Origin of the sequence: Mesorhizobium sp. M1050, from assembly GCF_040318715.1 — a bacterium.
GTDB lineage: Bacteria > Pseudomonadota > Alphaproteobacteria > Rhizobiales > Rhizobiaceae > Mesorhizobium.
In genome coordinates, this window is the sequence record NZ_JAMYMV010000003.1 from 88,524 (window position 1) to 101,042 (window position 12,519).

Consider the following 12,519-nt stretch of genomic DNA (forward strand, 5'->3'; position numbering starts at 1 on the left):
TTTTTGGATCGGATCCTGCGTAAGAAAGAGCTTCCATGAACCCACCCATTCTCGAACGCGATCCGTCCGATCCGCAAAAACAAAAGAAGGAAGGCGTCAATCCGCTGCTCAAGCTGGTGTTGGAGCTGGGGCCGTTGATGGTGTTCTTCTTCACCAATGCGCGCGGCGCCTGGCTAGTGCAGAAATTCCCTGTCCTGGCCGAGTTCGGCGGCCCGATCTTCGTCGCCACCGGCCTGTTCATGGCCGCCACGGCAATCGCGCTGATCGCCTCATGGCTGCTGATGCGCACGTTGCCGATCATGCCGATGGTGTCGGGCGTCGTCGTCTTCATCTTCGGCGCGCTGACGCTCTATCTGCAAGACGACATCTTCATCAAGATGAAGCCGACCATCGTCAACACGCTGTTCGGCGGCGTGCTGCTCGGCGGCCTCTATTTCGGCAAGTCGCTGCTTGGCTATGTCTTCGATTCGGCCTTCAGCCTCGATGCCGAAGGCTGGCGCAAGCTGACCTTCCGCTGGGGCCTGTTCTTCCTGTTCCTGGCCCTTGCCAATGAGGTGGTGTGGCGGAATTTTTCCACCGACGCCTGGGTTACCTTCAAAGTCTGGGGCATCATGCCGATCACGCTTCTGTTCACCTTCAGCCAAATGCCGCTGATCCTGCGCCATTCGCTTGAGGACAAGACCGGGAAATAGGAGAGGGCCGTGGAATTCGTCACCACGCGCGACGAACTGAGGACGATCTACAAGACGCCGCGACCGACCGACGGCTCGATCCGTAAGGAGATGAAAGCGCTCGACGGCCACTGCCGCTCCTTCATTGGCAAGAGCCCGTTCGTGCTGATCGGCTCGTCCGACGGCGCCGGCAATGCCGACGTGACGCCGAAGGGTGACAAACCGGGCTTTGCCGCCGTGCTCGACGACACCACCATCGCCATTCCGGACCGGCCCGGCAACAACCGGCTCGACACGCTGGAGAACATCCTCCTCCATCCCTCGGTCGGGCTGCTCTTCCTCATTCCCGGTATGAACGAGACGCTGCGCGTCAACGGCGAGGCCCGCATCACCGTCGACGGGGGCCTTCGCGAGCGCCTTGCCATCGACGGCAAGGAACCGCAAAGCGTCGTCGTGGTCACCGTCAAGGCCGCCTACATGCATTGCGCCAAGGCCTTCATGCGCTCGGATTTGTGGAAGCCGGAGACCTGGTACGACCGCGCGACGCTGCCGACGCTCGGCCAGATCCTGCGGGATCAGCTGGCGCTGGCCGATTCGGCCGAGGCGACCGATCGCTGGCTCGATGAGGAATATAAGCAAACGATGTGGTAGGTTTTTCGGACGACGATTCGTCCCGACTGGTTCCCTTTCTTGCTGAACATGCTTGCGATCTCCGGCAGCCTGCGGGCAGCCTCCACCAATTCGGCCCTGGTCTCCGCACTGGCGCGCAACGCGCCGACCGGCTGCCGCATCACCGTCTATGACGGGCTTGGCCGTCTGCCAATCTTCAATCCCGACGATGAAGGCGAGCGGACGCCGCTCGAAGCCTCCGCGCTGATCGATGCCGTTACTCAAGCCGACGGCGTCATCGTCTCCTGCCCCGAATATGCCCATGGCGTGCCGGGCGGGCTGAAGAACGGGCTCGACTGGCTGGTGTCGCGTGACGCCGCTGTCGCCAAGCCCGCCATGCTGGTGCACGCCTCGCCGCGCTCGCTATTCGCCCGCGCCGCCCTGGCCGAGATCATGCGCACCATGTCGTTCACGCTTTGCGAGCATATGCTGCAGATTGCCCTGCTCGGCAAGAAGCCGCCTGAGGTGGAAGCTGTCTTGGCCGAGCCGGCGAGCCGGCTGGCGATGCATGATGCGCTGAATTCCTTCGCGGATTTCATTCGCGCGCGTTGATGCTGAGCGGCCATCACCGCGCTTCGTCATCCTGGGGCGGAGCAAGGAGCGCAGCGACGCGGCGCAGACCCTAGGATGACGAAGGCGTGGGGCTGGGCCTCCACGCCTTCGAACTACTTCTTCCCCCTCAATGTCTCCACATCCGTCTTCCCGACATACCAGTCACGCGCATTGACCTCCTCGAAGACCACCCAGACATCGTCATTGCCAAGGCCCGTGGCGTCCATGATGGCCGCCGTGACCTTCTTGGCGATATCCGCCTTCTTGCCCGCCGGATCGGCGGCGATCACTTCCTTGACGATGCGGATATTGACGAATGGCATGACGTCCTCCCCTTCGATTTGTTGACTGTCGGTATGAGACTGTTTCGAAATTCGCTCTGGCGAGTCATATTGTGGTGGTTTCGAGAACCGGAGCGCAGCGGACATTTGGGTCCGTGAACTCAGTTCTACTGCGCTGACGCAGTAGAACGGGGAACCGCAGAAAACGCCATCAGATGGCCGCCAGAGTAGAATTTCCAAACAGTCTCAATAGGTCTTGGCGCCGTTGACCATGAGCCGGACCATGTAGAGCGAGGTGGTGCCGGCGATGTAGAGGCAATTCAGCTTGTTGCCGCCGAACACGCAATTGGCGGTGACTTCGGGCACTTTGATCCTGCCGATCTGCGTGCCGTCCGGATCGTAGCAATGGATGCCGTCGGCAGCACTTGTCCAGATGCGTCCGTCCTCGTCGAGGCGGAAGCCGTCGAACAGGCCGGCGGTGCAGTCGGCGAAGATCTTTTCGCCCGACACCTTCTTGCCGCCCTTGCCGACATTGAACACCCGCAAATGCGCCGGGTTCTGCGCGCCATGCGTGCGGCCGGTGTCGGCGACATAGAGCTTGCTCTCGTCAAGCGAGAAAGCCAGCCCGTTGGGCCTGACCATGTCGGTGATAACGGCTTCGACGTCGCCGGTGCCGGGATCGACCCGGTAGACATGGCAGGCGCCGATTTCGCTGTCGGCCTTGTCGCCTTCATAGTCGGTGTCGATGCCGTAGCTCGGATCCGTGAACCAGATCGAGCCGTCCGACTTCACCACCGCGTCGTTGGGCGAGTTCAGCCGTTTGCCCTTCCATTCGGCGGCGATGGTGGTGACCGAGCCGTCGAACTCGGTGCGGCTGACGCGGCGGCCCGAATGCTCGCAAGTCACCAGCCGGCCCTGCCGGTCGACTGTATTGCCGTTGGAGTTGCCGGATGGTTGCCGGAAGACGCTGACATTGCCGTCGGTCTCGTCATAGCGCAGCATGCGGTTGTTGGGGATGTCGGACCAGACGACATAGCGGCCGGCGGCGAACCAGGCCGGTCCTTCCGCCCACTGGCATCCGGTGAACAGCTTCTCGACCTGCGCGTTGCCGTTGAACAGGCGTGCGAAGCGTGGATCGAGAACTTCATAATAGTCTGCGGCCGCCATACTTTTCCTCCCGGCATCACGTGAGATCGGATCAAGCCAGCCGGCGATCGATATGGCAAGATCGATCCGTGAAATCGTCCGCAGTCTCCTTCAGACGTGATTGAGGGAATGCGGGTTGATCGCGGTTAACTTGGGTTAAGTCGGCTTAACTCGGGTAAATGTGGCTTTAACCGGCTATGCGCTGGACGCAATGGTGCATTGCAACATCTTCTTTTTGCAATGCACCATTACTATGTCATGCTTCGCATCGATCAAGGGAGGAATAACGGCCGCGCAAATGCGGCACCATAAGGAACCTTGCTATGATCCTCGACAGTCTCATGACCCGCGCGCGCAACAGCATTGCCAAGCGCAAACACTACAACCGCCTTGTCGCCGAAATCGACAGCTTTTCCAGCCGCGATCTGGCCGACATGCGCGCCGACCGCTCGGAAATGCTCTACCAGATCCACAAGCAGATCTACGGCTGATCTCAGGTCTCTCGTGATACGCGCCGCCAAGGCGCGTTGAGATTCAGGTCAGGCCGAGCCGAGAATGGTGGGTTCCGAGACCCGGCGCGGAGCGTACTTTTGGGTACGTGAGCACAGGAAGCGCAGGAAGCCGCCGTTCGTAGGCCGGCATCACCTGAATATCAACGTGCCGCCAGCGCCTTTTCAATCTGTGGCAGCAAAAGATCCCTCGCCGTCTCGGGCGTCAGCGGACCGACATGCTTGTAGGCGATCTTGCCGTCCTTGCCGATGACGAAGGTTTCCGGCACGCCGTAGACACCCCAGTCGATCGCCGCGCGGCCGGCTTCGTCGACCCCGATCGCCTGGAACGGATTGCCGAGATCGCCGAGGAACCGGCGGGCGTTTTCCGGCTGGTCCTTATAGTTCAGCGCCGCCAGGACAAAACGCTTGTCCTGCGACAGCGCCAAAAGCACCGGATGCTCTTCGCGGCACGGCGCGCACCACGATGCAAAGACGTTGACCAATGTGACCTTGCCGGCGAAGGCTTTCGAATCGAGCCCCGGCAGGTTGCTGCCTTCGAGCGCCGGCAGGCTGGTCTGCGGCGCCGGCAGGCCGATCAGCGCCGACGGCACCTCCGAAACGTCGCGCCCCGATAACAGTTGCGACAGGAACAGTCCGGCCAGACCGAGGAAAATCAGCAGCGGCAAGAGCACGAACAGGCGGCGACGGGGTGTCGGCGTTTCCGTTTCTGTGCTCATGATTTGGCCACCTTGTCGGAGCGACGCCGCACGCCGGCCGCCTCCAGTTCGGCGAGCTCGCGTTTTCGGGCCCGCTGGTCGAGCAGGATCCAGCCGATCAGCCCGATCAGCACCACGGCGGTGATGCCATAGGCTGCGGTCACATAAAGTGCGTGCGCGCTCATGACTGCCGCTCCATCGACGACATCCTTCCTTGCAACCGCATCCTTCCGTCTCGCCCGATCATACCTTCCCATAACGGCGTGCTGGCAGCTTCGCAATCGGCTGCCGCACCGCCGCCTCCGAACTTATAGGATCGCTGCGCCGCGACCCCTTGATGTCGCGCAAACCATCACTAATGTCACTCAATCCGTGCCGTGGCGTAGCGCCAGCGCCGCCGAGACTGGACCCAGCACTGCAAGAAACAGTGTCAGCGCGGCAAGAATGAGGAAGGGTTGCAGAAACGGGTCGGGATTGGCCGTCGCGCCATAGCTCGCCGAAACGCCGAAGATCAGCACCGGAATGGTCAGCGGCAGCACCAGAACGGAGATCAGCAGCCCGCCACGCGGCAGCGCCACCGCCACCGCCGCGCCGGCGGCGCCGATGAAGGTGATTGCCGGGGTGCCGACCAATAGGGTCAGCGCCGTGGCGCCGATGCCGAGCGGCTCCATGTTCATGAACAGGCCGAGCAAGGGAGCGGCAATGACCAGCGGCAAGACGCTGCCCGCCCAATGCGCCAGGCATTTGGTCAGCACCGTCAAGGCCAGCATGTTGCGATCATTGCCGAGCACCAGCAGATCGAGCGAGCCATCCTCGCGGTCGGCCTGGAACAGCCGGTCGAGGCCGAGCAGGCAAGACAGCAGCGCGCCGATCCACAGGATCGCCGGGCCGATACGGGCAAGCAGCTTGAGATCCGGTCCGACCCCGAACGGGATGGTGGCGATGACGGCGAGGAAGAAGATGACGCCGGTCAACGCGCCGCCGCCGGCACGGATGTTGAGGCGGATGTCGCGCAGGAAGAGCGCTAGCATGACTTGAGAAGCCTTCGCCCAGGCGCCCCGCCGCAGAGCGCCGACATCAACCGGCTTCCCCCATCACCAACGCCTTCGCCCCATCCAATCCGAGCGGCAAATGCGTCGCCGCAACAATCATCCCGCCCTCTTCACAATGCCTCGTCATCAACCCCGAAAACCGCGCCTCAGAAGCCTTGTCCAACCCGGCCGTCGGCTCGTCCAGCAGCCACAGCGGCCGATGACTGACCAACAGCTTGGCGATAGCCGCGCGGCGCCGCTGCCCGGTCGACAGATAGCCGAACGGCAGATGGCCGATGCCACCAAGCCCGACCGATTCAAGCGCCTCTTCGACGTCCAGTTGCCCATCGCCGTTGAAATCGCGCCAGAAGCGCAGGTTCTCCGCCACGCTCAGTGCCGTCTTCATTGCGTTCTGGTGGCCAAGGTAATGGCAGGCCGAGGCGACAGACGGAAACGCCTCGCCCCCATCTTCGATCTTCATGACACCTTCGATCTTCACGCTGCCCTCCGCCACCGGAAGCAGTCCGGCGATGACCCTCAGCAAGGTCGATTTGCCCGATCCGTTCGGCCCTGTGACGACAAGCGCCTGGCCGTCCTCCAAGGCAAAGCCGATGCCCGAAAACACCGTGTCGCCGCCGCGTTCGCCGCCTAGATTTTCGGCGATCAGCCGCATTCGTCGCCTGCCTTGAAAACCATGTCTCGCGACAGTTGCCGCATCGCACAAATTTGCTCTCCAACTGTCTAGAACTATTCCAGAAAATTCTCTATATGCGGTGCATCCGTGCCAGCGGTCGGCGCGGGAACAGAATTAGCGCCGAACCAGCGCACGCGCCGCCTTGAACGGCTCGGGTTGCTTGGGAACGGACAGCGGAAATGGCCGTACCCGCACCTTTGCGCGTGATTGCATGCCATCGGCGTCCGTTCCCTTTCAGGCTGAACAGACAAGGACGGATCGCACGTGTCAAAATCCCTCGACAGTTTCAATTGCCGCCGCACGTTGACCGCGGGCGGCGCGGAATATGCCTATTTCGACCTCATCGAGGCCGAGAAGAACGGCCTCACCGGCATCTCCCAGCTGCCCTATTCGATGAAGGTGCTGCTGGAGAACCTGCTGCGCAACGAGGACGGCCGCTCCGTAACCAAGGAGAGCATCCAGGCAGTTGCCGGCTGGCTGACCGACAAGGGCACTGCCGGTGTCGAGATCGCCTATCGCCCGGCCCGCGTGCTGATGCAGGATTTCACCGGCGTTCCGGCCGTGGTCGACCTTGCCGCCATGCGCGACGCCATGGCCTCGCTCGGCGGCGATCCGCAGAAGATCAACCCGCTGGTGCCGGTCGACCTCGTCATCGACCATTCCGTCATCGTCGACGAATTCGGCACGCCGCTGGCCTTCGCCCGCAATGTCGAGCTCGAATATGAGCGCAACGAGGAACGCTACAAGTTCCTGAAATGGGGCCAGCAGGCGTTCCGCAACTTCCGCGTCGTGCCGCCTGGCACCGGCATCTGCCACCAGGTCAACCTCGAATATCTCGGCCAGGTGGTGTGGACCAACACCGAGGACGGCGAAACCACCGCCTATCCCGACACCTGCGTCGGCACCGATTCGCACACCACCATGATCAACGGCCTTGGCGTGCTCGGCTGGGGCGTCGGCGGCATCGAGGCCGAGGCGGCCATGCTCGGCCAGCCGGTCTCCATGCTTTTGCCCGAAGTCATCGGCTTCCGTCTGACCGGCAAGCTCAAGGAAGGCGTCACCGCCACCGACCTCGTGCTCACTGTCACGCAGATGCTGCGCAAGAAGGGCGTCGTCGGCAAGTTCGTCGAGTTCTTCGGCCCGGGCCTGTCCAACATGACACTGGCCGACCGCGCCACCATCGGGAACATGGCGCCCGAATACGGCGCCACCTGCGGCTTCTTCCCGGTCGATTCGGAAACCATCCGCTACCTCACAATGTCCGGCCGCAGCGAGGACCGCATCGCGCTGGTCGAGGCCTATGCAAAGGCACAAGGGCTGTGGCGCGAGACCGGCTCGACCGATCCGGTGTTCACCGACCTGCTCGAGCTGGAGCTCGGCTCCGTCGTGCCGTCGATGGCCGGCCCCAAGCGGCCCGAAGGCCGCGTTGCCCTGGAAGATATCCCGGCAGGCTTCGCCAAGGCGATGGAGACCGAATACAGGAAGGCGGCCGAGCTATCCAAACGCTATGCCGTCGAAGGCACCGACCATGATCTCGGCCATGGCGATGTCGTCATCGCCGCCATCACCTCCTGCACCAACACCTCGAACCCAAGCGTGCTGATCGGCGCCGGCCTCCTGGCCCGCAACGCCAACCGCCTCGGGCTGAAGCAGAAGCCATGGGTGAAGACCTCGCTGGCCCCCGGCAGCCAGGTGGTTGCCGAATATCTGGAGAAGTCCGGCCTGCAGAAGGAGCTCGACCAGATCGGCTTCAACCTGGTCGGCTTCGGCTGCACCACCTGCATCGGCAATTCCGGCCCGCTGCCGGCGCCGATCTCCAAGACCATCAACGACAAGGGCCTGATTGCTGCCGCGGTCTTGTCCGGCAACCGCAACTTCGAAGGCCGCGTCTCGCCCGACGTGCAGGCGAACTATCTGGCGTCGCCGCCGCTGGTCGTCGCGCACGCGCTGGCCGGAACCGTCACCAAGGACCTCACGACAGAGCCGCTCGGCGAGGACAAGAACGGCAACCCGGTCTACCTCAAGGATATCTGGCCGAGTTCGGCCGAGATCCAGGAGTTCATCGAAAAGAACGTCACCCGCGAGCTGTTCGCCCGCAAATATGCCGACGTCTTCAAGGGCGATGAATACTGGCAGAACGTCAAGGCGCCGGAAGGCCAGACCTATGCCTGGGACGACAACTCGACCTATGTGCAGAACCCACCCTACTTCGCCGGCATGACATCAGGTTTCGGCAAGATCGGCGACATCAAGGGCGCTCGAGTGCTCGGCCTGTTCGGCGACAAGATAACCACCGACCACATCTCGCCGGCGGGTTCGATCAAGGCGGCGTCGCCGGCCGGCAAATACCTGACTGATCACGGCGTCGGCGTCGCCGACTTCAACCAGTACGGCACAAGGCGCGGCAATCACGAGGTGATGATGCGCGGCACCTTCGCCAACATCCGCATCCGCAACCACATGCTGGGCGAGAACGGCCGTGAGGGCGGCTACACCATCCACTACCCGTCGAAGGAAGAAGAATCGATCTACGACGCGGCGATGGAATACAAGAAGGAAGGCGTGCCGCTGGTCATCTTCGCCGGCGTCGAATACGGCAACGGCTCGTCGCGCGACTGGGCGGCCAAGGGAACCAATCTGCTTGGTGTCCGCGCGGTCATCGCCCAGTCCTTCGAGCGTATCCATCGCTCGAACCTGGTCGGCATGGGCGTCATTCCCTTCGTCTTCGAGGACGGCACCTCGTGGGCCTCGCTCAATCTCAGGGGCGACGAGCTGGTCGAGATCGATGGCTTGAGCACCATCAAGCCGCGCCAGACGATGATCGCCAAGGTCACCTATGGCGACGGCACGGTGAAGAACGTGCCGATCATCTGCCGCATCGATACTCTGGACGAGCTCGACTACTTCAAGAACGGTGGCATCCTGCAATACGTGCTGCGCGATCTGGCTGCTTAGGGAAAAGGGACTAGGCAGTAGGGAATAGAGGCCCCTACTGCCTACTGCCTACTGCCTACTGCCTACTGCCTACTGCCTACTGCCTACTGCCTAGCCTTCGGCGCCCCAAAACGCGCCGCTGCTGCCAGAAGCACGCCGAGCATCAGCCCGTTGAGGATGTGCCAGAGGAAGTGCGTGCCGAGCGGAAAGCTGCCGCAGACCAGCGGGTCGATCATCCGGCAGATGACCGACATCACGAAGATCGTCGAGCCAGCCAGATTGTACCAGCCGGCGCGATTGCCGGCCGCCGCCACAAGCATGCCGAAGAAGGCGAGCGCCAGGAACGGCGGCAGATAGCCAGTCGTGCCGTTGGAGGCCTGGCGCAGCCAGTCCGGCACGGCCACGGTTATCGCCCCGGCAACGACATAGAAGGCTATGAAGATGGCGATAGCCTTGCCCCATTGCATGCCGAGAAAGCGTCGCAGGTTGAACAACGTATAGGCCAGCGTGAAGCCGGCGATCGGCAGCACGTCGGCCCAGACCGTGCCCTTGGTGGCAAAGGTGTGGAAGATCGTCGAGCCGATGCCGATCGCCACCACCCACCAGGCCAGCACTTCGGCGAAGGTCCCTGTGCCCAGCCTTCGTACCTCGCGCAGGCCCCACAGGCCTGCAGCGATGAAGGCTAGGTTTGTCAGCGCATTGATCGGCTCGGACCAGAATTCCGGCCCGGTCCGCTCGCAATAGAGATCGACCGGCTTCAAAAAAGTTTGCCACATCGTGATTGCCGCCCGAATCGCTTTCCATCCTGAAGCGCAGAGCTTCTCCTATTGTGCCGTTGCGGTCGGCTGCAACGGCAATATTTCACCGCAACGTGACTTCCCGTTGACTTCCGCTTCTGCCACATATTTCAGCAATCAAGATAAAGCCGGCACCACCGGCGGGAATCGGAATGGCCATGGCCTCGCGAAAATCATTGTGGCTGGCAGCCCTTGCGCTGGCCTTCTCGGCGTTTGCCGGCGCCGGGCGTGCCGACGAGTCCGAAAGGCCCCAGATCGAAAGACCACTGGGCGTGGTCGAGCTGTTCACCAGCCAGGGCTGCACTTCCTGCCCGCCGGCCGATGTGTTGTTCGCCGAGTTCGCCGCCAGGGAAGACATCGTCGCGCTCGCCTACCACGTCGACTACTGGGACTATCTCGGTTGGCAGGACACGCTGAGCCGCAAGGAGAACACCGAGCGGCAATATGACTATATGCGCGCCTTCGGCAGCCGCTCCGTCTATACGCCGCAGGCCGTCGTCAACGGCCGCGTCCACGTCAACGGCGCCAGCCGCGGCGAGGTCGATGGCGCGCTCGCCCGCATGGCCAGGAGCGGCGAGGGCATGCGCGTCGCCATCAAGGTCAGCCGCACCAGCGACCGCGTCATGATCGACACCGGCGATGCCGGCAGCGGTCCCAGCGATGCCCATGTCGTCATCGTCTATTTCGACCCGCCGCAGACGATCAAGATCGGCGAGGGCGAGAACACCGGCCGTAAGATGACCTACTGGAACTCGGTCACCGGCATCCAGACCGCCGGCATGTGGCACGGCAAGGCGCAGCGCTACGAACTGCCGATGAGCGAGATCACCAAGAAGGGCGGCTGCGCCGTGCTGCTGCAGTCGGTCGGCAAGGATGGCCTGCCCGGTCCCATTCTCGGTGCTGCGTTTATTCACAAGCCTTAGAGGCCACTTCCCTTCTCCTACAAGGGGAGAAGGAAATTGCCCCAGACATGAAAAAACCGACGCCAGCTTGCTTCTGACGTCGGTCATTTAGGTTTTGGGATCGTCGCACCCGGTTCTTCCTAAGAAGAACCGAGGTTGGTTCGATCCGACGCAGACCCGTGGGCGGGGGGCTTGGGGTTTACGAGCCGGTGCCGGACCGAACCGTCTCAGGCAACGCCGGTAAATTCGTCGGACATTGGGGCATGAGCGCGGATAAAAAAAGGCAGAAATGTGGCGAAGCATCACCAATTCCAACAAGGCGTTTCATAAAAGTGACTGGACGTTGCGAAAACAGCGCAGTGCCGCCCTGCTTCGCCGGGCCTTGCAATTCAACCGCGAACACGCCAACTTTGGTTGGCAAAGATTCATTTTGAAGGATCGAGGCATGACCGATGACAGCGGCGGGACTGGGGATGGGGACGCATCCGCAATATTGATCCCGCTGCACGAGGCGCGACACGCGCGCCTCGATCAGCCGGTGCGGTTCGACCGGCGTGAGCTGGACCAGATCCTCAGGCTCTACGGACGCATGGTCGCTGCCAACGAATGGCGCGACTATGCCATCGATCATCTCACCGACCGTGCTGTGTTTTCCGTATTTCGCCGTACCAGCGAAGTACCGCTGTTCCAGATCGTCAAGGATCCGAAACTGGCCCGCAAACAGGGCGCCTTTGCCGTCATTGCCGCCGGCGGCCGCATCTTGAAACGCGGCCAGGAACTCGGCCGCGTGCTTGGGATATTCGACAGCAAGCTGAAGCTGGTCGAGGCCTGAACTGGAGGCAGGGGAATTGAAGAACTGGAGAATTGATGAATTGATGAACTGATGAGAAGCCCGCAGCGCGATTCATTAGCCGCTGTTTCTCTAATTCATCAATTCATCAATTCACCAATTCTTCAGTTCAATTCCTCAGTTCATTTCCCTCCAAGCCCCTCGCGGAACTTCCGCTCCGGCAGTGATTCGGGATCGGGCGGCGCCGATGCCCCGCCATTCAGCGACAATTGCATGAACACCGTGTCCAGCCAGCGCCCGTGCTTGTAGCCGGAACCTTCAAGGCGTCCCGAATGGCGAAAGCCGAGCTTCTCGTGCAGCCGTACCGAGGCGCTGGCGGCATGGCCATCGCCGATCACCGCGATGATCTGGCGAAAGCCCGCTGCTTCCACCGCCTCGATCAGGCTTTGCATCAGCCTGAGCCCGACGCCCTGGCCCTTGGCCTCCGGCGCGATATAGACCGAGTCCTCGACGATGAAGCGGTAGGCGCGGCGCGGCCGAAAGGCCCCGGCATAGGCATAGCCGAGCACGGCACCGTTCTTTTCCGCCACCAGATAGGGAAAACCGCCGGCCATCAAACTGTCGAATCGGAAGCCCATCTCGGCGCGGCTGGGCGCCTCCAGCTCATAGCTCGCCGTGCCTTCAGTCACCGCGTCGGCATAGATTTCCGTGATCCGATCGAGGTCGGCCGCTGTCGCGAGCCGAATCGTGACATTGCTCATTCTTTATGCGCACCCCTTTGTCTGCCTTCGATAACAGCAAAGGCCGGTGCAAAAGAAAAGGGCGGCCGTTGGGCCGCCCTTTGG

At 62.2% G+C, this 12,519-nt stretch carries 15 protein-coding genes; 7 read left to right on the forward strand and 8 right to left on the reverse strand.

The features are described 5' to 3' along the window. The first annotated feature begins 35 nt into the window (after positions 1–35). The 3 genes from NKH57_RS02780 to NKH57_RS02790 are packed head-to-tail and all read left to right on the forward strand — an operon-like array spanning position 36 to position 1,892. Positions 36–692 carry a septation protein A gene (locus NKH57_RS02780; protein WP_352606058.1) on the forward strand — a complete coding sequence of 219 codons (657 nt, stop codon included), beginning with the start codon at positions 36–38 and terminating at the stop codon, positions 690–692. A gap of 9 nt (positions 693–701) precedes the next feature. Continuing rightward, entirely contained in the window at positions 702–1,322 is a 621-nt protein-coding gene (locus NKH57_RS02785) for a pyridoxamine 5'-phosphate oxidase family protein (protein ID WP_352728781.1), read from the forward strand. Between the two features lie 39 nt (positions 1,323–1,361). Then, positions 1,362–1,892: an NADPH-dependent FMN reductase gene (locus NKH57_RS02790; protein ID WP_502905880.1), complete on the forward strand. Its 531-nt coding sequence runs from the start codon at positions 1,362–1,364 to the stop codon at positions 1,890–1,892. A gap of 113 nt (positions 1,893–2,005) precedes the next feature. Here the strand turns inward: NKH57_RS02790 and NKH57_RS02795 are convergent, their stop codons facing one another. Further along, entirely contained in the window at positions 2,006–2,215 is a 210-nt protein-coding gene (locus tag NKH57_RS02795; protein ID WP_023758919.1) for a tautomerase family protein, read from the reverse strand. Positions 2,216–2,419: 204 nt separating this feature from the next. Next, positions 2,420–3,340: an SMP-30/gluconolactonase/LRE family protein gene (locus NKH57_RS02800; RefSeq protein WP_352941513.1), complete on the reverse strand. Its 921-nt coding sequence runs from the start codon at positions 3,338–3,340 to the stop codon at positions 2,420–2,422. Between the two features lie 302 nt (positions 3,341–3,642). Here NKH57_RS02800 and NKH57_RS02805 point away from each other — a divergent pair, with 302 nt between their 5' ends. Further along, complete coding sequence (locus NKH57_RS02805) at positions 3,643–3,810, forward strand: hypothetical protein (protein ID WP_013528833.1); 168 nt, start codon at positions 3,643–3,645, stop codon at positions 3,808–3,810. 161 nt (positions 3,811–3,971) lie between these two features. On the opposite strand, the gene NKH57_RS02810 is transcribed toward NKH57_RS02805, so the two are convergent. The 4 genes from NKH57_RS02810 to ccmA all read right to left on the reverse strand — a co-directional run bounded on the left by NKH57_RS02810 (position 3,972) and on the right by ccmA (position 6,230). Further along, positions 3,972–4,547 (reverse strand): DsbE family thiol:disulfide interchange protein, encoded by a 576-nt coding sequence (locus tag NKH57_RS02810; protein ID WP_023758921.1) that lies wholly within the window; start codon positions 4,545–4,547, stop codon positions 3,972–3,974. Beyond that, complete coding sequence (ccmD, locus tag NKH57_RS02815; RefSeq protein WP_023758922.1) at positions 4,544–4,711, reverse strand: heme exporter protein CcmD; 168 nt, start codon at positions 4,709–4,711, stop codon at positions 4,544–4,546. The genes NKH57_RS02810 and ccmD overlap by 4 nt, the downstream gene beginning before the upstream one ends. 180 nt (positions 4,712–4,891) lie before the next feature. After that, positions 4,892–5,557 carry a heme exporter protein CcmB gene (ccmB, locus tag NKH57_RS02820; protein WP_023758923.1) on the reverse strand — a complete coding sequence of 222 codons (666 nt, stop codon included), beginning with the start codon at positions 5,555–5,557 and terminating at the stop codon, positions 4,892–4,894. 46 nt (positions 5,558–5,603) lie between these two features. Beyond that, positions 5,604–6,230, reverse strand: coding sequence for a heme ABC exporter ATP-binding protein CcmA (ccmA, locus tag NKH57_RS02825; protein ID WP_023758924.1), 627 nt, complete (start codon positions 6,228–6,230; stop codon positions 5,604–5,606). 285 nt (positions 6,231–6,515) lie between these two features. On the opposite strand from ccmA, the gene acnA reads away from it, so the two are divergent. Beyond that, complete coding sequence (gene acnA, locus NKH57_RS02830; protein WP_352836903.1) at positions 6,516–9,206, forward strand: aconitate hydratase AcnA; 2,691 nt, start codon at positions 6,516–6,518, stop codon at positions 9,204–9,206. A gap of 83 nt (positions 9,207–9,289) precedes the next feature. Here the strand turns inward: acnA and NKH57_RS02835 are convergent, their stop codons facing one another. Then, the gene (locus NKH57_RS02835) at positions 9,290–9,961 is read right to left on the reverse strand and encodes a ceramidase domain-containing protein (protein ID WP_352941517.1); all 672 of its coding nucleotides are present in this window, start codon (positions 9,959–9,961) and stop codon (positions 9,290–9,292) included. A 173-nt stretch (positions 9,962–10,134) separates the two neighbouring features. Here NKH57_RS02835 and NKH57_RS02840 point away from each other — a divergent pair, with 173 nt between their 5' ends. Together NKH57_RS02840 and NKH57_RS02845 are read left to right on the forward strand one after the other, a co-directional pair. Continuing rightward, on the forward strand, positions 10,135–10,905 hold the full coding sequence (locus NKH57_RS02840) for a DUF1223 domain-containing protein (protein WP_352941519.1): 771 nt from the start codon (positions 10,135–10,137) through the stop codon (positions 10,903–10,905). 424 nt (positions 10,906–11,329) lie between these two features. Further along, complete coding sequence (locus NKH57_RS02845) at positions 11,330–11,716, forward strand: DUF2794 domain-containing protein (RefSeq protein ID WP_023758928.1); 387 nt, start codon at positions 11,330–11,332, stop codon at positions 11,714–11,716. Between the two features lie 140 nt (positions 11,717–11,856). On the opposite strand, the gene NKH57_RS02850 is transcribed toward NKH57_RS02845, so the two are convergent. Beyond that, entirely contained in the window at positions 11,857–12,435 is a 579-nt protein-coding gene (locus NKH57_RS02850) for a GNAT family N-acetyltransferase (RefSeq protein ID WP_352941522.1), read from the reverse strand. Positions 12,436–12,519 lie beyond the last annotated feature (84 nt).